At 60.7% G+C, this 19561-nt stretch carries 15 protein-coding genes, 1 tRNA gene and 1 pseudogene; 8 read left to right on the top strand and 9 right to left on the bottom strand.

The window, feature by feature from the left end; all coding sequences use genetic code 11:
• Nucleotides 1-83: 83 nt before the first annotated feature.
• Nucleotides 84-2945: a type I DNA topoisomerase gene (gene topA / locus INT40_RS15800; protein WP_193072026.1), complete on the top strand. Its 2862-nt coding sequence runs from the start codon at nucleotides 84-86 to the stop codon at nucleotides 2943-2945.
• A gap of 186 nt (nucleotides 2946-3131) precedes the next feature.
• Nucleotides 3132-4202, top strand: coding sequence for a GNAT family N-acetyltransferase (locus INT40_RS15795; RefSeq protein WP_193072027.1), 1071 nt, complete (start codon nucleotides 3132-3134; stop codon nucleotides 4200-4202).
• 24 nt (nucleotides 4203-4226) lie between these two features.
• On the opposite strand, the gene INT40_RS15790 is transcribed toward INT40_RS15795, so the two are convergent.
• Together INT40_RS15790 and INT40_RS15785 are read right to left on the bottom strand one after the other, a co-directional pair.
• Nucleotides 4227-4718, bottom strand: a complete 492-nt coding sequence (locus INT40_RS15790; protein WP_193072028.1) for a GNAT family N-acetyltransferase — start codon at nucleotides 4716-4718, stop codon at nucleotides 4227-4229.
• Nucleotides 4719-4788: 70 nt separating this feature from the next.
• Nucleotides 4789-5523, bottom strand: a complete 735-nt coding sequence (locus INT40_RS15785; protein ID WP_226831496.1) for a biotin/lipoate A/B protein ligase family protein — start codon at nucleotides 5521-5523, stop codon at nucleotides 4789-4791.
• A gap of 115 nt (nucleotides 5524-5638) precedes the next feature.
• On the opposite strand from INT40_RS15785, the gene tmk reads away from it, so the two are divergent.
• A complete protein-coding gene (tmk, locus tag INT40_RS15780; RefSeq protein WP_226831494.1) occupies nucleotides 5639-8419 on the top strand; it encodes a dTMP kinase in 2781 nt (926 codons plus the stop codon).
• Nucleotides 8420-9577, top strand: a complete 1158-nt coding sequence (locus INT40_RS15775) for a DNA polymerase III subunit delta' (RefSeq protein ID WP_101638786.1) — start codon at nucleotides 8420-8422, stop codon at nucleotides 9575-9577. It abuts the gene before it with no gap.
• Nucleotides 9578-9580: 3 nt separating this feature from the next.
• On the opposite strand, the gene INT40_RS15770 is transcribed toward INT40_RS15775, so the two are convergent.
• Entirely contained in the window at nucleotides 9581-10672 is a 1092-nt protein-coding gene (locus INT40_RS15770; RefSeq protein WP_226831492.1) for a M20/M25/M40 family metallo-hydrolase, read from the bottom strand.
• 111 nt (nucleotides 10673-10783) lie between these two features.
• On the bottom strand, nucleotides 10784-11695 hold the full coding sequence (locus INT40_RS15765; protein WP_193072030.1) for a GNAT family N-acetyltransferase: 912 nt from the start codon (nucleotides 11693-11695) through the stop codon (nucleotides 10784-10786).
• A gap of 126 nt (nucleotides 11696-11821) precedes the next feature.
• Here INT40_RS15765 and INT40_RS15760 point away from each other — a divergent pair.
• A tRNA-Thr gene (locus tag INT40_RS15760) sits at nucleotides 11822-11894 on the top strand.
• Between the two features lie 739 nt (nucleotides 11895-12633).
• Nucleotides 12634-12912 carry a hypothetical protein gene (locus INT40_RS15755; protein ID WP_193072031.1) on the top strand — a complete coding sequence of 93 codons (279 nt, stop codon included), beginning with the start codon at nucleotides 12634-12636 and terminating at the stop codon, nucleotides 12910-12912.
• A gap of 194 nt (nucleotides 12913-13106) precedes the next feature.
• Here the strand turns inward: INT40_RS15755 and INT40_RS15750 are convergent, their stop codons facing one another.
• From INT40_RS15750 to INT40_RS15740, 3 genes are all read right to left on the bottom strand, one after another.
• Complete coding sequence (locus INT40_RS15750; protein WP_101570679.1) at nucleotides 13107-13856, bottom strand: ATP-binding protein; 750 nt, start codon at nucleotides 13854-13856, stop codon at nucleotides 13107-13109.
• Complete coding sequence (istA, locus tag INT40_RS15745; RefSeq protein WP_193072032.1) at nucleotides 13853-15436, bottom strand: IS21 family transposase; 1584 nt, start codon at nucleotides 15434-15436, stop codon at nucleotides 13853-13855. The genes INT40_RS15750 and istA overlap by 4 nt, the downstream gene beginning before the upstream one ends.
• A 384-nt stretch (nucleotides 15437-15820) precedes the next feature.
• A complete protein-coding gene (locus tag INT40_RS15740) occupies nucleotides 15821-16420 on the bottom strand; it encodes an HIRAN domain-containing protein (protein ID WP_101570675.1) in 600 nt (199 codons plus the stop codon).
• Between the two features lie 62 nt (nucleotides 16421-16482).
• Here INT40_RS15740 and INT40_RS15735 point away from each other — a divergent pair, with 62 nt between their 5' ends.
• Nucleotides 16483-16785: a hypothetical protein gene (locus INT40_RS15735; RefSeq protein WP_101570673.1), complete on the top strand. Its 303-nt coding sequence runs from the start codon at nucleotides 16483-16485 to the stop codon at nucleotides 16783-16785.
• Nucleotides 16786-17115: 330 nt separating this feature from the next.
• Here INT40_RS15735 and INT40_RS20720 read toward each other — a convergent pair.
• A pseudogene (locus INT40_RS20720) lies at nucleotides 17116-17343 on the bottom strand (IS1380 family transposase); the annotation flags it as partial.
• A gap of 735 nt (nucleotides 17344-18078) precedes the next feature.
• On the opposite strand from INT40_RS20720, the gene INT40_RS15725 reads away from it, so the two are divergent.
• Nucleotides 18079-18600 carry a phospholipase A2 gene (locus tag INT40_RS15725; RefSeq protein WP_145998245.1) on the top strand — a complete coding sequence of 174 codons (522 nt, stop codon included), beginning with the start codon at nucleotides 18079-18081 and terminating at the stop codon, nucleotides 18598-18600.
• Between the two features lie 460 nt (nucleotides 18601-19060).
• Here INT40_RS15725 and INT40_RS15720 read toward each other — a convergent pair.
• Nucleotides 19061-19561: IS3 family transposase (locus INT40_RS15720; protein WP_193096495.1), on the bottom strand; the 501-nt coding region annotated here is incomplete at its 5' end.

Below are 19561 nucleotides of genomic sequence, written 5' to 3'. Positions count from 1 at the left end.
GGTCGTGCACGATCATCAGTGTTACATTGGGCCGGATCGTCCGTTTATTCGATCATCCGGCGCCGTGAGAGGAATGTGAAAGCGTGACCACAACCGAGAAGCAGCCCCGCCGTCTCGTCATCGTCGAGTCCCCGACGAAGGCGCGAACGATCGTTGGGTACCTCGGAGAGGGTTACGACGTTGAGGCGTCGGTCGGCCACATCCGCGACCTTCCCACCCCGTCCGAACTCCCGGCAGACATGAAGAAGGGTCCGTACGGCAAGTTTGCTGTCGACGTCGACAACAACTTCGACCCTTACTACCGTGTCGACCCGGGCAAGAAGAAGAAGGTCACCGAACTCAAGCGCCTCCTCAAAGACGCCGACGAACTCTATCTCGCAACAGATGAGGACCGCGAAGGTGAGGCCATTGCCTGGCACCTTCTCGAAGTCCTCAAGCCGAAGATCCCCGTCAAGCGCATGGTCTTCCACGAGATCACCCCCGAGGCCATCGAACGGGCTTTGGAGAACACCCGTGAGATCGACACCGCACTCGTCGACGCGCAGGAGACTCGCCGTATCCTCGACCGGCTCTACGGCTACGAGATCTCACCGGTCCTGTGGCGCAAGATCCGTGCTGGCCTCTCTGCTGGCCGTGTCCAGTCCGTGGCGACGCGCCTTGTCGTCGAACGCGAACGCGAACGCATGGCCTTCGTCTCCGCCGACTACTGGGACCTCGACGTCGACCTGGGACTGCCCGACGGCACCAGCCCATTTGCAGCGAATCTGTCGACCCTCGACGGCTCACGTGTGGCCTCGGGCCGCGACTTCAACGACAAGGGCGAACTGAAGAACTCTTCGGCCATTGTCGTCGACCAGGCCAGGGCCGAGTCCTTGGCCACAGAACTCAACGGCACCGCGAAGGACGCGCTGACGGTCACGGCCGTCGAATCGAAGCCGTACTCACGCAAACCGGCCGCTCCGTTCACGACCTCGACCCTGCAGCAGGAAGCCGGCCGCAAGCTGCGCATGAGCGCCCGTCAGGCCATGCGCACCGCCCAGTCGCTGTACGAACACGGCTACATCACCTATATGCGTACCGACTCCTCATCGCTGTCGGGCCAGGCGATCTCCGCTGCTCGCAAGCAGGTGACCGAACTCTACGGTCCCGAATTCGTCCCGCAGTCGCCTCGCACCTACTCGGGCAAGCAGAAGTCAGCGCAGGAGGCTCACGAGGCGATCCGTCCCTCCGGTGATTCCTTCCGCACACCAGCTCAGGTCTCGAAATCACTCAGCGGTGATGAATTCCGCCTCTACGACCTGATCTGGAAGCGCACCGTCGCCAGCCAGATGGCCGACGCCAAGGGCAAGACCGCAACGATCAAGGTCCGCGCCGACCTCGCCGACGGCCACGACGCCGGCTTCAGTGCCAGTGGCACCGTCATCACCTTCCGAGGGTTCCTCGCAGCCTACGAAGAGGGCACCGACGCCGGACGCTATGACAAGAAATCGGACGAGTCACGACTGCCCCAGGTCGAAGAGGGACAGTCGCTGTCCGTGGTCAAGGCCGAAGCCGACGGGCACACAACGGCTCCACCACCACGCTTCACAGAAGCCAGCCTGGTCAAACAGCTCGAAGAACTCGGCATCGGCCGTCCTTCGACCTACGCAGCCACGATCTCCGTGATCCAGGACCGCGGCTATGTCACGACTCGCGGCAACGCATTGGTGCCCAGCTGGTTGGCATTCTCGGTCGTCCGTCTCCTCGAAGAGCACTTCACCAGGCTCGTCGACTACGCGTTCACCGCCGATTTGGAGTCCGAGCTCGACCGCATCGCCATGGGCGAGGAAGACCGCAATGCGTGGTTGGCCAGCTTCTACTTCGGTGACAAGTCCCAGGACCGTGAAGGCTTGAGAGAAGTCGTCGATGACCTCGGCGACATCGATGCCCGTGAGGTCAACACCGTCGTCATCAGCGAGGGTGTGAACCTGCGTGTGGGTCGTTACGGCCCGTACCTCGAGGTTCCGGCCACCGAAGAGGGTGCCGACCCGAAGCGTGTGTCGGTCCCCGAAGACCTGGCACCGGATGAGCTGACAGCAGCCAAGGCCGCTGAACTCATCGAATCGCAGGGCGACGGTGACCGTGAACTCGGTGTCGACCCCGAGACCGGACACACGATCGTGGCGAAGAACGGGCGTTTCGGCCCGTACGTCTCCGAAGTCCTGCCCGAACCTGAAGAGAAGCCCAAGCGCGGAGCGAAGAAGCCTAAGCCTCGCACCGGCTCCCTGTTCAAGTCCATGGACCTGAATTCGATCGACCTTGAGACGGCACTGACTCTGCTCAGCCTTCCCCGCGTCGTCGGCCAGGACGAAGAAGGCACCGACATCACCGCCCAGAACGGCCGCTACGGACCGTACCTGAAGAAGGGCACCGACTCACGGTCGCTGACCGAGGAAGATCAGATCTTCAACATCACCTTGGAAGAGGCGCTGAAGATCTACGCTCAGCCGAAGCAGCGCGGCGGTCGCCAAGCGGCAGCACCGTTGAAGGAACTCGGCGAGGACCCGGTGTCGAAGAAGCCTGTCGTCGTCAAGGACGGTCGTTTCGGCCCCTACGTCACCGACAGCGAGTTCAACGCCACTCTGCGCAAGGACGATTCAGTCGAGTCGATGACCCTCTCTCGCGCCGCCGAGCTCCTGGCTGAGAAGCGTGCGAAGGGACCAGCCAAGAAGAAGGCGCCCGCCAAAAAGGCTCCGGCCAAGAAGGCTCCTGCGAAGAAGTCGACGGCTGCGAAGACCACTGCTGCCAAGAAGGCTCCAGCGAAGACCGCAGCTAAGTCGACGACTGCGACGAAGTCGACTGCGGCGAAGAAGACGACCGCTAAATCAACGGCTGCCAAGTCAACGACCGCCAAGTCAACGACCGCGGCGAAGAAGTCCACGACGGCTAGGCCGAAGACTCCCTGAGGGAGCGATTGAGGTGCTTACGCTCCGGCGTTGCGTGCCTCGAGCTTCGACCAGCTTCTTCAGCGCGACGAGTTGAGGACGATCTGTGTCGGTTTCTCCGCGGAGGATCGGCACAGATCGTCCTCGACTCGCACCTGATCGCACAGGGCAGAGCGAACACAGGCCTCAGACAATGGAGTCCGAACCATGGCAGATGCACCATCGCTTTCGATCCACCTCAATGACCCAGCCGGTGACGACGCTTTCCACGCGTGGCACGGGGTGTTCGCTGCGGCGAGCTCCCACGATCGAGGTCCGGATGCTCCGGTATGGCCCGAAGCCGAACTGAGCGCCGAACTGCGCACGCAGCGAAGCTCGTCAACGACCGAGGTCTACCTCGTACACGGAGCAGCGGAAGCCGATTCGGCGATCGGCGCAATCACGCTGACGATGCCGCTCAGCGATAACCTGCACAGAGTCGACCTGGGACTCTACGTCGAACCCGGATCCCGGCGCCGAGGTGTCGGCTCCGCGATGCTCGAATTCGTTCGCTCACGCACCCGGGAGCTGGACCGACGAGTGATCGCCTCGGAGGTCTTCCGTCCCTACCGCGACGAGAAGGCAGGCGAAGGATCTGCCGATGCCGAGATCACAGTGCCCGGGATCGCCTTCGCCGAACACCACGGTTTCGCCTCTGCCATCGGAGACCTCCGCAGTGAATGCCAGCTGCCGCTGGACCCCGCGCTCGTTCGGACGATCGCCGATGAAGCGCGACCGTTCCACGAAGGGTACGTTCTCCACTCCTGGTCCGGAGACGTGCCGGAGGCGTTCGTCGAGCAATGGGCTCTCATGGAGGGCCTCATCGAAACCGATGCGCCCACGGGGGATCGAGATGTCGAACCCGAGGTCACCTCGGCGGAAGACATCCGCGAACAAGAGGCCATCTTCGTCAGGCAGTGGCGAACAAGCTTCGCAGCGATCGCTGTCGACTCAACCGGTGAAATCGCTGCATACACTCAGCTGGTCCACTCGTCGGTCGAGGCCATGGTCTATCAGTGGGGAACCCTTGTCCGTGACCAGCATCGGGGTCATCGTCTCGGGGCAGCGGTGAAAGCCGCAGCTGCGCATCAGTTCTTACAGGCGGGCTTGGACGCCCGAGCGATCATCACCTACAACGCCGAAGAGAACGAGCACATGCTCGCGATCAACCAGAGATTCGGGTTCCGTCCAGTCGAGCGGATCGAAGAGGTTGAACTCAACCTCGACGCGTCAGGCTGAGACACAGCCGGGACTGCCTAGCGGCTACTGTCCAGCCGACTCGGAGGCGAAGGAGCACAATGCTGCACCGTCGAGGCGGAAGGTCTCCCACTCGTCCTGTGCCTGCGAGCCCAGTGAGCGGTAGAACCCGATTGAGGGCTCGTTCCACTTGAGGACGCACCATTCGAGTCGAGTCAGTCCCCGCTCCTGGCAGATCTGGGCCAAGCGTCCCAGCAGGGCTTTTCCTGCCCCGTTGCCGCGATGATCGGGGTCGACGAACAGATCCTCTAACCAGATCCCGTTCTTTCCCGTCCAGGTGGAGAAGGAGTGGAACCAGATCGCGATGCCGATGATCTGTCCCTCCACCTCGGCGACGAGCCCGTATGTGTTCGCACGCCCATCGTCTGGAAACATCACAGCGGCGAAATCGTCTTCCGTGGCTTCGACCGCCTCGGGTTCGCGCTCGTAGACTGCCAGAGCATGAACCAGTCGGAGAATGTCCGGCAGGTCGTTCTTCGTCGCTTCGCGCACATTCATGAGGTCATGGTCTCCAATCGCTTGAGTTTCGTGAGCCAGGGGTCCTGGTTGTGTCGTGGTGCAGTGCTTGTCACAGCAGGTGGGTGCCGATTTTGTCCGGCAATGCCGCCAGCTCCTCGGCGGTGGGTTCACCGGGCGTGTGCGGGTCGGCGTAGGCATAGTAGGCGGCGAACGCCTCGGCGACGGTCTCCGTGGTTACCTCCGGGTGAGCCTCACTGATCGACCCGCCCGTTGCCGGGTCCCATTCGATGCCCAGAGCCGCTTCGACGTCGGTGAGGACGGCACGGATGGGGTCGGGATCCTCCACGATCACGGATGACGAGAACAGCCAGGCGCCCGAGACCACGCGCTGTGCTGTTCCGATCGCCTTGATCCGGCCGGCCACATTCACGCTGTGCTCACCGGGGCAGTATTCGCCGGGAATCTCGCCGAGGCGGGCGTCGACTCCGATGCCCCGCAGCACCTCGACGTAGTCGCGTCCGAATCCGGTGAACCTGGCGGTCGTGTCCTTGATGAACGCGTCACTGGGTTCGATGTGGTCGATGACCAGGGATCCGCGATGATAGGCGGCGGCTCGACCGCCGAGGCTGCGCAGGGCTGGAGTGAAACCATGGTCTCGGGCCGCTTCGATGGCTGTGGGGAACCCGGGGAGGAAACGGTCCCTGGCCCCGAACGCCACTGTCGGTGCTGGTCGGTACATCCGCAGCGTCGCGCCGCGGCTGCCATGTTTGACCGAGTCGAGGAGGACTCGCGCGAAGGCGAGTTCCTCGATCGGACCCAGCCCGGTAGTCGCTACTGCTGACATGGCGGTATTCGTTGTATGCACGCAATCAAGAGTAGAGGATCAGACATCGGTGAGAAGAGATCCGGGCTGTTCCGAGAGATATGTCAGTCGCGGCAGATATTGTAGGTCTGTGAGTATGTTGACGACTACAGGACATCGACTTCCCGGAGCCCCTGGCCGGTTGGTTGCCGAAACCGCTGCCTGGGGCGCGCTGATCGTACTCGTGGCGATCAGCTATGTCGTGGCTGGCACCAGCGGATTCTTCGCCACGATCGGCGGTCGAGCCTTCACCACGACGGCGGACAGCCTTGGCGCGGGAGGCTTCGATAATCGGCTGGGAAGCGTGTCGCTTCTCATCGTCTTCGTCCTCGCTGGCGCCGGACTGTTCATCCCGCAGAAGATTCTGGCGAGCAGGGGACCCGCTGTCCGCAAACTCGCGCTGAGCATTGCCGCGCTCGTCGAGGCGGGCCTGCTCATCGTCCTCAGCCTCGCGCCGAGCGCCTGGCTGACCTGGGTGGCCGCGTTGTTCCTCGGAGCCGTCGTCGGCCTCCTGATGAGCATCAACCCCTTCACCAACGAGAAGCCGTGGCGTCGGGTCGGCATTCCCGCTGCACTCCTCGTCTTCGTGTCCTTCGCCTTCCAGATCATCGGAGGTTCTGCCGCAGGCACACGGGCTCTGGGCTGGATGAGCCTCCTGGTGGGCATCGCCATGGCCGTCGGCGCCGTGATCATCTTCCTCACTCCCGAGCGGGCCCTCCACGCGGAATCTGCGACGACAGGCGCGTTCCCCTCGAACAAGGCCCGCGTGGCCAGACCTGCCGCAACCATCAAGATGCCGTGGGTGTGCATCGCATTGTTCGCGGTATTGGGAACCACAGTCATTCTGGCGCAGCCGACCGCCGTCCAACACAGCTTCGGCCAAGCCGGCTTCGCCCTCATGATTGCGTCCTGCCTCGTGGGTTGGGCCATCGGCTTCGAAATGGGTCCCACCTTCGCGCCCGGAATGTCGAGGCCGCGCGTCTCCGCGTTCGCCCTGACCGTATCGGGGATCCTCTTGATCGCCACGGGCGCCATCAACGAGCTTTCCGGCAAGTTCGTCCTCACCGCCGTCATCGCCTTCCTCGTCGGAATCGGCGTGCGCTCACAGCCCTATGACTTCTCTCGCCGGATCGGAGCCGTCGGTGGTGCTGTCGTCGCGCTCATCCTCAATGCTGTTGACTTCGGCGTCACCATCCCGGTCGGCTCGGCCATGGAATGGATGCTGGCACCCAGCGACGTGGCGTTCGGAATCATGGGACTGGCAACTCTGGTCGCCGGAGTCATCGGTCTCTTCATCTTCGACCCCCATGGTCTCCAAGGACTGTCCGTCGATATCGTTCACGGATTCCGTCCGCCCAGCGCCGCTGAGAACGGTGCCAACGACGGCATCGGAAACTCCGCGGAACGTCTGGGAGCCGGATTCTTCATCGCCATTGAGGGCGGGGACGGTTCGGGCAAGAGCACACAGATCAAACGGATTTCACAGACGCTGGCCGATGAGGGCCACAATGTCGAAGCGACCCGCGAACCAGGTGGGACAGAACTGGGACGACAGATCCGTTCGGTGCTCTTCGACTCCGAACCTCCGAGCTCCCGCACCGAGGCTCTGCTCTTCGCCGCCGACCGTGCCCACCATGTGGCCTCATTGGTGGATCCGAGCCTCGACGCCGGCAGCATCGTCATCACCGACAGGTACATCGATTCGACGATCGCCTACCAGGCCGCTGGTCGCAACTTCGATCCGAAGACAATCCTGGCGCTGAGCAAGTGGGCGACTCAGGGACTCGTCCCGCACCTGACGATCGTCCTCGACATCGACCCCGAGACTGCCGCGGCCCGGATGGGCAAACGCGGTGAGAGCAACTACCTCGACGAGGAAGACCAGCAGTTCCACCAGCGAGTGCGTCAGACCTACCTGACCCGTGCACACAAGGAACCCGCTCGCTACGTCGTCCTCGACGCCTCGGTGTCCGAAGACGAACTGACTGCCGAAATCCTCACCGCCATCCGGACCCGCCTGCCGCGCAAGGTAAGCAGTGTGTCCGAATCCGAGGCAGGCACTGTCACCGGTAAGTCCACCGGCGCCGAGGTGGCCGGAAGCCATCCGTCCCAGGCAGCCGTCGGCGGCCCGGCCGAGGAATCGGAAGACGGAGCATCGACTACCGCCGACGAGGCGGTCGCGCCCGAGCCCGGAGCCCGATTCGTTCCGGCCTCGAGCGAACGGTTCTTCCCGCAGGCCGCTGACCGTCGCGAATCCGAAGAACGCAATGACGGGGTCGAAACGGAAAGAGTCGACCTCGGCGCTGACCTGCGAGCCCCAGATGTGCAGGGTGATGACGAAGCAGCCACGACGGTGCTTCCGGCTCACGCAAGCGAACCCGAGTCCGAGGTCGCACCTCGGTTCGAGTCCGAAGTTGCAGCCGAAGCCGAACCCGAGTCCGAAACCGAATCCGACGAGGATGCGGCCACTACTGTGCTGCCAGCCCGCGGAATCACACCGAGTGCACCCTTGGCCGATGACGATGACGATGACGATGACGATGACGATGACGATGACGATGACGATGGTGATGAGGACGCTGTGCCGACGAATGAGATCGCACGGCCCGATTCCGAGGAAGCAGAAACCCGGGTGGTCAGTCAGGTCGACCGTGGTAACGAGGACGGGACACCGCCGAGGACCGATTCTCAGCCAGCAGGCGGGACCGATGCGGGGGATGAAGACGCCGCGACAACAGTTCTGCCCGTGCGCACCGCCCGACAGATGAGTCGAGAGCGACTGCAGGCCCAGGCGGAGATCGAACGTCAGGCACGTGAGCGCCTGCGTAAGCAGCGCGAACGCAACCACCAGCGCTTCAACAACCCGGAAGGTCACTGAGTGAGCGTCTTCAATGAGCTCGTCGGCCAGGACGACGTCATCACCCAGCTCGAGTATGCACTGCACTCGCCGGGCGCGATGACCCACGCCTGGCTGTTCACCGGCCCTCCGGGGTCGGGTCGTTCCAATGCGGCTCGAGCCTTCGCCGCGGCACTGATCTCAGGCGGTGAAGAACCCAATGACGTCACCGCACGCGTACTCAAAGGCCATCACGAATCGCTGACGATCATGTCGACTCAGAAATCGGTGATCACCATTGACGAAGTGCGAGAACTGGTGACGAAAGCACAGTCTGCTCCGGTCAATTCCCCGTGGCGAGTCGTCATCATCGAAGACGCAGATCGGATGAGCGAACGTACGGCCAACGTCTTACTCAAGGCCATCGAGGAACCGCCTCCAGCCACAGTGTGGCTGCTGTGCGCGCCCAGCCCCATCGATGTTCTCACCACGATCCGTTCTCGGTGCCGGCCCGTCCGCCTGCGCATTCCCTCTCGGGATGCCGTGGCCAAGCTCCTCATCGAACGTGATCACATCGATGAGGACAGGGCTAAGTGGGCGGCCGCAGTCGCGCAGAACCACATCGGTCGGGCCAAGTACATGGCGCTCAATGAATCCGCCGGTGAGGAGCGCAAACAGATCCTCGCGATCCCAGGGAAGCTGACCTCTGTCGGGGCGACTATCCGCTTGGCGGGACGCATCGTCGATGAAGCCGCGGAGACCGCGAAGTCTCGGGTCGAGGAACGCAATGCCACGGAACGAACCGATCTGATGGCGACTCTGGGCATCGAATCGGAGAAGTCCATCCCACCCTCGGCAAGATCCCAGATCAGGAAGCTTGAGGAAGAGCAGAAACGCCGATCAGTCCGCGCCCGCAACGACGAACTCGACCGGATCTTCCTCGAACTCATGAGCCTCTACCGGGACATCCTCATGCACCAGTTGGGGATCCGCGACGGGTGGATCAACGCTGGCGAAGGCGACCTCATCTCCGAACAGGCGAATAGGGACGGACCTGACACGACTCTGCTGCGCATCGACGCTATCACCGAGGCGAGACGACGATTGCAGACGAACATGTCGCCTGTGCTCATCGTCGAATCAGCGTTCGTGCTGCTGTCGAACCCCTGGCTGCTCGAGGACCGCACAGGGGCACTCTGAGGTTCAGTCCTCGTCGAGGAGCTCGCCGACCAATGCGGTGGTGAGCTCGACTCGGCGAGGAATCCACACCTGCAGGGCGTGCTCTGTCCTTGCGTGCGACCCGCCGCCCACTGTGCCGAGTCCGTCAATGGTCGGAGTTCCTACACCGGCTGTGAAATTACCGTCCGACCCACCGCCGACGGCAACGGACCGCAATGGCGGGTGCCCCAAGTGGGCGCTCAGCCGTTGGGCTCGGGCGTAGAGACCCAGTGCCATCTTCTCCTCCAGCGGGGCCCGGTTGATTCCGCCTCTGACATCGACCTTGGCTCCGGCCACAGTAGGGGAGAGGGAGCTGAGAATGCCGTCGATACGCTCCTGTTCCGCCACCGAGGCAGCGCGGGAGTCGACGCCGACAACAGCCTTGGCCGGCACAGTGTTCGTCGTCGAACCGCTGTGCATGACGGTCGGTACAACCGATGTGCCCACGGACGGATCATGCAGCTCAGCGATCTTGACGACCTGATTGGCCACTTCGATTGTGGCGTTGATGCCCTTCTCCGGTTCGACCCCGGCATGGGCGGCGAGACCGGTGACTTCGAGGGAATAGATGGCAACGCCCTTGCGAGCGATCTTCACTGCCCCGTCGGGTGCGCCGCTTTCGAAGACCAGTGCCGCCTTGGCTCCACGGGCTTCGTCCTCAATGATCTGACGTGAACCGGGGGAGCCGAGCTCTTCGTCGCCGGTCATGAGGATGCTGACGCCATCGAGACTCCCGCGCTGTTGGCGTAGTCGCGCCATGGCATAGAGAGCGATGAGCAGGCCGCCCTTCATGTCGTCAGCGCCTGGTCCACGTACGACACCGTCCGCAACCGAATAGGGAAAATCGGTGAGAGTGCCTGTCGGCCATACGGTGTCATGGTGACCGATGAGCACAACCTTGCGAGGTCCGGTGCCGAAGCGCCACAGCACGTGCGGGTGAGAATCGGTTTCGATGAGGTGAGGAGCTGCCCCGAGAAGACCAGTGCCGATCCGCGAAACCAGCTGAGCACTGCGGGCCAGTGATTCGGGGTCCTGGGAGAACGACTCACATTCGATGAGCGTCTGGAAATCACTCATGAAGTCCTTCGAGTCGAACTCGACCACGTGCGTCACCCTTTTCTCTCTTCGAATGTCTGTCTCCACCAGGTTAACGGGTGCGGTGTCCCTGAAACGTCAGCGCACGGTGCTTCACCTGTTTCGTCGAAGATCCCTCACCTCGGTGCGGGGAGCGAAGCCAGCGGATGAGTACGCGGCGACAGCGGCCACATTCGAACTCTCCGTGCCCACCGCTGCTGACGAAGATCCCAACTGTTGCAGGGCTCTTGCCGCAGCGATCGCCATGGCCTTCCCGTAGCCGTGACCCTGGTGGTCACGGTGCACAGCCAACGGCTCGAGCAGCCCCGGCCGGTTCGGACCTGCGGGCCACACCGTCGTCACTGCAACCGGCTGGTCTGAGTCGTCATACCCCAGCAGACTCTGTGCACACGAGGAGAAAGGGCCAGACATCATCGTGTGCCACCGTTGGACGAAGCGCTGTTTGTCGTCCACGGTGTAGGGCATACCGCGGAATGCTGACCAATGAACGGCAGTCCATGCCTCAGCGCTATCCGGCCCGGCAACCTCCACCCGGAGGTCGGGTTCCTCAACTGGCAGATTCAGGTCACGATTCAGAGGCGTCCACGGCTCGTCTGCCTCCCATCCGCGTTCTGCCAACCGAGCAACGAGGCAGGTTGCTCCTCGAGCCTCGACGATTGCCGATCCTTTCCCGAAGACGGCGTTGTCTAGGGGAGGGACAGCGCTGTCTGACGGGTCGATGTCGGATTCGATCTGTTGTGCCAAAGAGTCGTCATGGCTGAAGTCCGGGTCCACGGCCAGGCGCAGAAGGTCTTCCCCGTCCAGCAGTCCGATTGCCAGGACCTTGTCGTCGCACCGCCAGATCCGCATTGCTTGAGCTGTAGCTTCGGAGTCTCTCAGCGAATACCAGCCGAGGTCGCCTGTGTGAAGATGGAGCGGTCCGTCGTCGGTCTGCCAGCTGTCGAGCACGGCGCCGATGCTGGGAAGTTCTGCGGCCGTTGGAACGGCCATCTGTGCGGTGCTCATGTGACTCCTGAAGTGCGAAATGAATGCGCGGAGAAGCCCAGCATATGTGAGTTGCGTTACGTACTGAGGTCTCAGTCATTCTCCTTTTGACCAGGAGTCCTGGTTTTGGCTAAAGTTAGGTCGGTTGCCGCCTTAGCTCAGTCGGTAGAGCGATTCACTCGTAATGAATAGGTCGGGAGTTCGATTCTCCCAGGCGGCTCAGCACACCCCCTCCCGCCAGGCTTGACGGTCTGGGGGAGGGGATTTTACTTGCCTGAAGCCGGTCAGGAATGCGGTTACGAGGCGCTTTGAGACCATTCGTCGAGCATGCCACGACGGACTCAGTGCCGAAATTGTGGTGCAGCGCGTATAGTTTCGTGGTCGTGCCGACCTCCGAATGTCCCAGTTGGGCCGACGCCAGCGCTAGTCCGGCTGGCGTGAAAAAGGTCGTACCGATGGTGTTTCTGATCGTCCTCGGCGTCATCCAGCCGAACTTTGCACGCCGAACTCAAACTGGGCCCAAATCAAACTTCGCCTACTCCAGCTACTAACTCCGGCTCCCATCTCCATGCTCTGCGCAAAAATGCGCACACTGCCTACCCCGAAGACTTCGAGACCTTCTGGACCATCTACCCCAAGAACATCGACAAACGCCGAGAACATGAAACATGGGAGACCGCGAGCAAGCGAGCAGACCCAGAGCCCATCGGCTCTTGAGCCGAGGACTACCGCGACGAGCCCAACCGGGAAGACACGTACACAAAGAACACGGCAATATGGGTCAACGCCGACGTGTGGATCAACGACTCACCATCAGATCGGGCACGACCAACGGGGCGGGTAGAGCCCCGCACATTCGACCAATTGCGGCACGAGACCAGAACCTCGCACTCCGGTCACGAATCAAAGCTGAAGAAAAGGGGAGACGACCCAGGGCAAAGACAGCTCGGAGCTTAACCATGGACCTACTGCGATTCATTGCCGACCACGACGGCCGCACACTCAACGAAGACGACCTCGACGCATGGGTGTACCCAGTCGACGAGATCCCCATAATCCTCGCCGACGACTGGAGAGTAGCGATCTCCAAGCACTATGCCGGCGAAGGTGCCGCCCATGCCCGGCCCGGCGACATCCTCGCCGAAACAAAAAGGATCCGCGACCGACGCACAGGTACATGCCGACCCCAGCTTGAGTCGAATCCGCAGCGCGTGCCCTGCCCGCCGGAACTCCGTTAGGAGAACAGGAAAGCATCATGATTGCGCTCATCATCACCGTAGCCGTCGTGCCTGCCGCTGTCCGGGCCGCAATTGAGTATTCGATGGTGTGAGCGCCACTGACTATTGCGGTTGAGCGCCACCCGATATTGCCTTTCAGCGCCACCGGGTCGTGGCGGTGAGCGCCAGCCGGACACCGACACTCACCGACAGGGTCAGCCCGTGATCGAACCGACGTGCTCGCGCATGTTCATCTCCCCAGTCGTGATCCAGATCGTGTTGTGAACGATACGATCCATGATCGCATCCGCGTGGACACCGGACCCGAGCAGTTGATGCCAGTCCTTCTTCGCATACTGGGTGCAGAACACCGTCGATGTCGTATCGTAACGACGTTCAAGGAGCTCGAGCAGCATCGAACGGACATCGTCATCGGGTTCGTCGAGCAACCATTCATCGATGACTAATAGCGTGAACGCCGAGTATTTGCGCAACCATTTTTCCCGACCGCCCGGCTTATCCTGCGCAGTGGCCCACGATTCTTCAAGATCGGGCATGCGAATGTAGTAGGCACGGTAGCGATGCTGACAGGCCTGCTTCGCCAGCGCCGACCCCAGATACGACTTGCCAGACCCGGTGAACCCCTGGAACACGACATTTTGCTGCCGGGTGATGAACGAGGCGGTTCCGAGTTGGGCGATGACGTCACGGTCGAGGCCGCGCTGGTCGATCAACGCGATCCGACGCAGATCCGCATCGGGATATCGCAGTCCAGCCCGGCGGATGAGCCCCTCGACTTTCGCATGGGTGAAGGTGGCATGAGCGTCATCGACAGCGAGCTGGATGCGCTCTTCGAATGGCATCCCCAGGGTGAGAGCGTCGTCTTGGGCATCGAATGCGCTCAGCAGGCTTGCTGACCCCATTTCACGCAGTTTCCGTTTCGTTTCGTCATCGAGACGAGTCATCGTTGTCCTCCTGCGTAGTAGTCTGCTCCACGAACGAAACCGACCGTGGACGTTGGTCCAGCAGCGGGCAGCCCGGACGGTTCAGGACTTCGTCTGCGCTTGCTGGCCGGCATGTCTTGCCCACTGTCGAGAATCGGCCGCAAATGCGCATACCGTGGTGATCGAATCCGACCCGATAACGCGATGCCAGCGGCTGCTTCGACTCGCTTAGGAGAGAATCGGCGAGACAGGCGCAGCACTGCCAGTGCCGCGTTCAGTCCCTGTTCCTCAACGGGCACGGACTCGAAGATCCGGTTGATCACCGTCGTCGTGTCTTGTCCGATACGAGCTGCCCATTCCCGCACGCGAGGCCCGTCCCATTGTTGATACCTCTCACCATGGGACAGGTCGCCATCGTGGGTGTGATGGGTGTTGATGACTCCTGCCGGCGGAAGCAGGTGACTCGAAAGCCGCGTGTGCCCGTCGAAGATCTCGACTGTCGTTTCCGTGATCCGTAAGTCGACGCTGGAGCCGACATGCGCATAGGGCACGGAGTAGAAGTTCTTCTCGAACACCACGTGTCCGTCTTTGCGGACTTTCCTCCCATAGATCCAGCGGCTGATCTCATAAGCAACCGCCGGCAGCGGTCGCAGCAGTGGCCGTTCCTCGGCGTCGAAGATCGATGCTCGTGATCCGGGGCGTTTCTGAAACGGCTGGGCGTTATAGGCCCGCATTCGTTCATAGATCGCCTCACGTAGCTGAGGCAGTGTTCGAAAGGTCTGTCCGCGCAGTGCCGCGATGACCTGGGTGGCGATATTGCCGACCGTGTTTTCAACACTGGCCTTGTCTTTGGGTTTCCTGACTCGGCCCGGCAGGACGGCTGCCGAATAGTGTGCAGCCAGCTCACGATAGGCATCATTGAGGATGATCTCTCCTTCCCGAGGATGGGAGATCACGCCGGTCTTGAGATTGTCGGGCACGATTCGGGGCACGCTGCCGCCGAACCAGTCGAACATCGCTATATGCGCCCGCAGCCAGGTGGCCTGTTTCATATCCAGGGCCGGTTCAACAAACGCGTAGCGCGAGAACGGCAGGCAAACGACGAAGAGAAAGACTTTCGTCTGTGTGCCCGCGAGCGGGTCGGCAAGCGTCATCGTTTTGCCCGACCAGTCGACTTCGACGCTTTGGCCGGCCTTGTGTCCGACTCGAGAGGCCAGGCCGGAAACGAGGACATGGCGTTGGTAGTTTTTACAGTACCGGTCATAGCCCATCGCCGGCGAGTCTGTGGTGGCGCAGGCGTCACGGTACTCGCTATGCAATAGTTTCAAGGTCACCCCGACGCGAGCGAGTTCGCGGTGGACTTCACTCCAATCAGGTTGGGCGTAGACACTCTCATGCTGGCCACGGCCAGGAAACAGTCGAGCGTAGACATCGGCATCCGGCATCCCGGCTACCTCGTCGTAGGACAGCCCCACGGCGTCAGCGGCGGCGATGACGGCGTCGACGGAATGTCTCGACATGCCCTGAGCGGCGATCTGGCGGCGAGAGAGTCCTTCAGATCGGAGGCGAAGCACCAACTTCGCTTTGATTTTGCGTACCATTCGTTTTGCTCCTTCTACCGCGTGAGTGGCCACGCAGTAGAAGGAGCCTAGAAACAGGTGGCGCTGAAGTCGAATATTCGGGGGCGCTCACGACGCCGGTCGACACCCAAGACAGGTGGCGCTCAAAGACGAGCGCAGTGGCGCCCAAGAAGCCGAATATTCACGCAATCCTCCTTGAATAACATTATGGGTGTCATGGGCGACCCGAAAGCGCCTAGAACGGGCGCACAGCGCTTCAACCTCACCAAACGCTTGGGCTGAAACGGAACCTCACCAACCACGTGTCAGGACTGAGAAAAGTCCCGTAGGTGAGGACAAGCTACAACCATGAAAGAGATATATAGTCGAGGGCGAAACGCGATCGCAGCGGAGCATCGACGGTTGCTACAGATCCAGCTCCTCAGCGACGTCGACCGGCAGGATCGCGATTGTAATTCCTTCTCTGCCCATGACCACCCCGACGAACTCTTCGCCGGCATCGAGGGGCTTCGCGAGACGCCGGGCGAATCCTTTGTTGACGTAGCCGTAGATGTGTTTCGAGCCGGGATGAGCAACAGCTATTGCGTTGGGATCGGACTTGTTCCCGGGCTCCCTGCGAAGGTGAATGCGATCGCCAACCTTCAATCGTGCGGCTGGATAGTTCTTCCACCCTCGAACGTTCAGGTACAAGATGCCCAATCTTGCCAGCGCCAGGTTGCCGGGGGAGGGCTGCTTACCGGACTCTTCACTCACGAATCGGAACTCACCGTCGCGGCGCTCAACTCGGAAGGCGAGCGTTTTAGCGGAGTCACGAACCAGTTCGGAATCAGCTTCTTCTTTCGAAAGCCACGTGTCGCTGGTAGCCGAAGCGCTGCTTTTGGTCAGATCGGAGGTATCCAGTGCAGCGGCGTCGACAGGCTGTTGAAGACTCGATGTCTTGAGGAATTTCGCCACCAACCAGCATATGAGGGCAATGCCGAAAAGGATGCCGACTATTTCCCACATGAGGTGACCTCCGTGTCTACCGTTTTCCGAACTATAGCCGAAGTCGTCGTAGAGGAGAAGCTATGAGCTGGGTCGGGAAGGCCGAAGATCACGCCAGCGCTCACCACACCTATGAGCACCTTGGGTACGGCGAGAACATGCGGATCCACAAGGTGTTCGTCGAGGGTGCGAAGTGGCAGCGCGATCAACTCCGGACCGACGAGGCAGTCGAGCGGATGGCGCAGGGGATACTCGCCACCTTCGCGGAAGTCATAGAAGCACAGGACAGGCGACTCCCGCCCACTACGGACGTGCAGCGCCGCCATGCCGAGAAGTACGCCCGTGCCGCAATCAAAGCACTTGTCGGAGAGGAGTCACGACCATGAATGAATACTTGAACGTCCTCGACTACATCACTCGCCGCTACGGGCCCGGCCCGAACCGCCACTGGTGGGGCATCGCACACCGACGTTGGCTACTCGACAGCGGACGATACGTGCGATCAGGGGAGCAACGCAGCGCACGCGCAGGGACGCCGGCAGGACTGCGTGTCGTCGGGGAGGCAGGTGCGGAACTGGTGAGACTTCGCCGCTTCGATCAATGAAGCGTGTGACGACATGGGAACCCGTTGTCGAGTTGTTATTCATCTGGTCGCTCCACCCCTGCGGCATGGTGGAAGACTCAGACTCAACGTCGAGACCAACGGAGATGAACAGCTTCATACCGCCGGTGCGGTTGCGGTTCATATCATCGATGCTGTCGGCCCCGGCGAGCATCCCGGCTACCAGGGACATGACTTTCCCACCCGGATTGGCTCCCTTGTCAGTGGGGATATGCACGCGGTCGGCCACAGCCCTTGGCAGGCCTGTGTCTTGGGCGAGTTTCACCAACGGGATCAGCCCAGTGTCGGCGATGAGGCGTTCATCGTCGAAGGTGTGGGACAGGCCGGTGGGAGTGTGATTGAATAGCACCAGCGAGGTGCTCCTTCCTCGTGGGTATTTAGGACTTAAGACATCACTATTTTCCCACGTCAGAAGGGGCATTTCCATTTTATCTGGTTGCCAATACCGCCCCAATTATCGGCGGATCAGGGCTAAAGGGTCGAAATGTTCTTTCCACCGCTCCTCATAGGTGAAAAGACGTTCAGCTAGCCTCGAGGACATCAGGCGCCTGGTCGCCCTTACACCGCAATCTCATGCATTCGCGTCCCACAAGCGTCCTTTGCGTCACCAGTGCGGATGGAACTGATTCCGCCTCGATTCGCTCACTGAACAGTCGTACCTTCTGCGGTCTGGGGTGAAGTCTGAGTCTCGACCGTTGTGTTGTGGCTTTCCGGTCTAGCGTTCCCCACAGATAGCAGAGTTCGTCGCCCTCCGCCATATGTCGATAGTGCAACAGATTCGGGTCAGTCTCCTGAACAAGTGGCTAGTGTCGGGCATTGCTTCAAGCGCAGGGTGAGAAGGTTGCTGATCGTGGGCATATTGCTGAAGTCTTGATTGAGAAGTGGGACAAGGCGGGAAGGCTATGTTCTTGAAATACGATCTAATTCATGACCACTGTCTCCTTGTGAAGCGGGTGAGTTTTATTGAAATCTACCTCATAAGTATGAAGACAGCTTGTCAAGAGTATGTAAGACTGGAGCTGAAGCACACCCTATGACCTGGAAGGACGTATCCCGCATGAGAACAGCAATGAGAGCATCAACCTTCGTGGTCTCAGGACTGTGCGCGTTGTCGATGATGGTCGGTATGGGCGCTATACCGTCATCAGCGGCTGAAGCTCGCGGTCCAAATCAAGCGTCAATTGAGGATCTGCATTTGGCACTGGAGGATCTCAAAAAGGTAGATCCTGATTCAGTCGAAGGTGACATTTCCGAGGAGGCCCTCACGGACGAGTACAGCAGAGGTGGCCTGGTCGCATATGGCAAGCCGAACGGATGCTCAACTCCTAAATCACTTGATAAGGCTGCCAAGAAGTGGAACAAAGTTTTCAAGAGCGTCTGTAATAGCCACGATAAATGCTATTCAAAAAATTCGAGTAAAGATCGTAAAACATGCGACAAGGACTTCAGGTCCTCGATGTACAATGTGTGCGGTTTTCGGAAAGACATGAAGACCTGCAAGAAGGTTGCGAATGTATATTACGCAGGAGTTCGCGCGGGTGGCTGGAGAACCTATGAAGGAAAGGGTAAAAACAATTGATTCCCTACACTAAGTCTGCGAAAGTCATTTTTGTAACACTGCTCTGTGTTACGGGAGCACTCGTCCTCTATAGTCTGGGAGTGTCAATCTGGTCACTTGTCGGAGAAGAGGGATGGGTAGCTAAGTCAGCGTGGGCCGTATTCAGCTGGATTGTCACATTCCCATTCCTGTTGGCACTGGCGATTTGTTCCATCGCTCTTTCGGCTACCAAGAGATCTAGAAAAGCAAAATATCTTGCGCGAAGGTCACCTGGAAATGTCTAAGTGATCAATTGCGCAGGAGTCCCCGCCAAGTATCAGCGTTGGCGGGGACTTTTTGTGTTCAGAATGATGATTTTGTCGAAGAGATTGTTTGCATGTAGAAACGCTGGAAACGGTGCGCTCAGGGGGGACTGATGCAAGGAGAGGTGTCAGTGTGAGTGTCATGCTGCCAAGGCAGCTCGCTCTATGATTGCTTCGTACTAAATCGGTGTCAAACGACCCAACCGGGCTTGTCGTCGGCGGCGGTGATACGTCCGCTCGATCCACGTCACGATCGCGATCCTCAACTGGTCTCTGGTCGCCCATCGGCGGCGGTCGAGCACGTTCTTCTGCAACAGTGCGAAGAAGCTCTCCATCGCTGCGTTATCGCCAGCCGCGCCGACTCGTCCCATCGACCCGATGATGCCGTGACGGGCCAGAGCCCGAGTGAATTTCTTCGATCTGAATTGGCTGCCGCGGTCGCTGTGCGTCACGCATCCGCCCACGTCACCACGCCTGGTCACGGCCATCTCGAGGGCATCGACAGCCAACCGGGCCTTCATCCTCGAACTGATCGAATAGCCGACGATGCGCGAGGAGTAGGCGTCCTTGACCGCGCAGAGGTACAGCTTGCCCTCATTCGTATGGTGCTCCGAAACGTCGGTCAACCACAGCTGGTTCGGGCCATCAGCTCGAAACTCGTGCCGGGTCTTCCCGTCGGC

This window comes from Brevibacterium sp. FME17, from assembly GCF_014897515.1.
Classification (GTDB): Bacteria; Actinomycetota; Actinomycetes; order Actinomycetales; family Brevibacteriaceae; genus Brevibacterium.
The sequence above is the reverse complement of the archived record's forward strand: the minus strand, read 5'-3'. Positions and strand labels throughout refer to the sequence as shown.

Excerpts from the sequence above, each read along its gene's own strand:
- INT40_RS15795 (WP_193072027.1), top strand. The coding sequence starts at position 3,132 with ATGGCAGATGCACCATCGCTTTCGATCCACCTCAATGACCCAGCCGGT.
- INT40_RS15790 (WP_193072028.1), bottom strand. The coding sequence starts at position 4,718 with ATGAATGTGCGCGAAGCGACGAAGAACGACCTGCCGGACATTCTCCGA.
- INT40_RS15785 (WP_226831496.1), bottom strand. The coding sequence starts at position 5,523 with ATGTCAGCAGTAGCGACTACCGGGCTGGGTCCGATCGAGGAACTCGCC.
- tmk (WP_226831494.1), top strand. The coding sequence starts at position 5,639 with ATGTTGACGACTACAGGACATCGACTTCCCGGAGCCCCTGGCCGGTTG.
- INT40_RS15770 (WP_226831492.1), bottom strand. The coding sequence starts at position 10,672 with ATGAGTGATTTCCAGACGCTCATCGAATGTGAGTCGTTCTCCCAGGAC.
- INT40_RS15765 (WP_193072030.1), bottom strand. The coding sequence starts at position 11,695 with ATGAGCACCGCACAGATGGCCGTTCCAACGGCCGCAGAACTTCCCAGC.
- INT40_RS15755 (WP_193072031.1), top strand. The coding sequence starts at position 12,634 with ATGGACCTACTGCGATTCATTGCCGACCACGACGGCCGCACACTCAAC.
- INT40_RS15750 (WP_101570679.1), bottom strand. The coding sequence starts at position 13,856 with ATGACTCGTCTCGATGACGAAACGAAACGGAAACTGCGTGAAATGGGG.
- istA (WP_193072032.1), bottom strand. The coding sequence starts at position 15,436 with ATGGTACGCAAAATCAAAGCGAAGTTGGTGCTTCGCCTCCGATCTGAA.
- INT40_RS15740 (WP_101570675.1), bottom strand. The coding sequence starts at position 16,420 with ATGTGGGAAATAGTCGGCATCCTTTTCGGCATTGCCCTCATATGCTGG.
- INT40_RS15735 (WP_101570673.1), top strand. The coding sequence starts at position 16,483 with ATGAGCTGGGTCGGGAAGGCCGAAGATCACGCCAGCGCTCACCACACC.
- INT40_RS15725 (WP_145998245.1), top strand. The coding sequence starts at position 18,079 with ATGAGAACAGCAATGAGAGCATCAACCTTCGTGGTCTCAGGACTGTGC.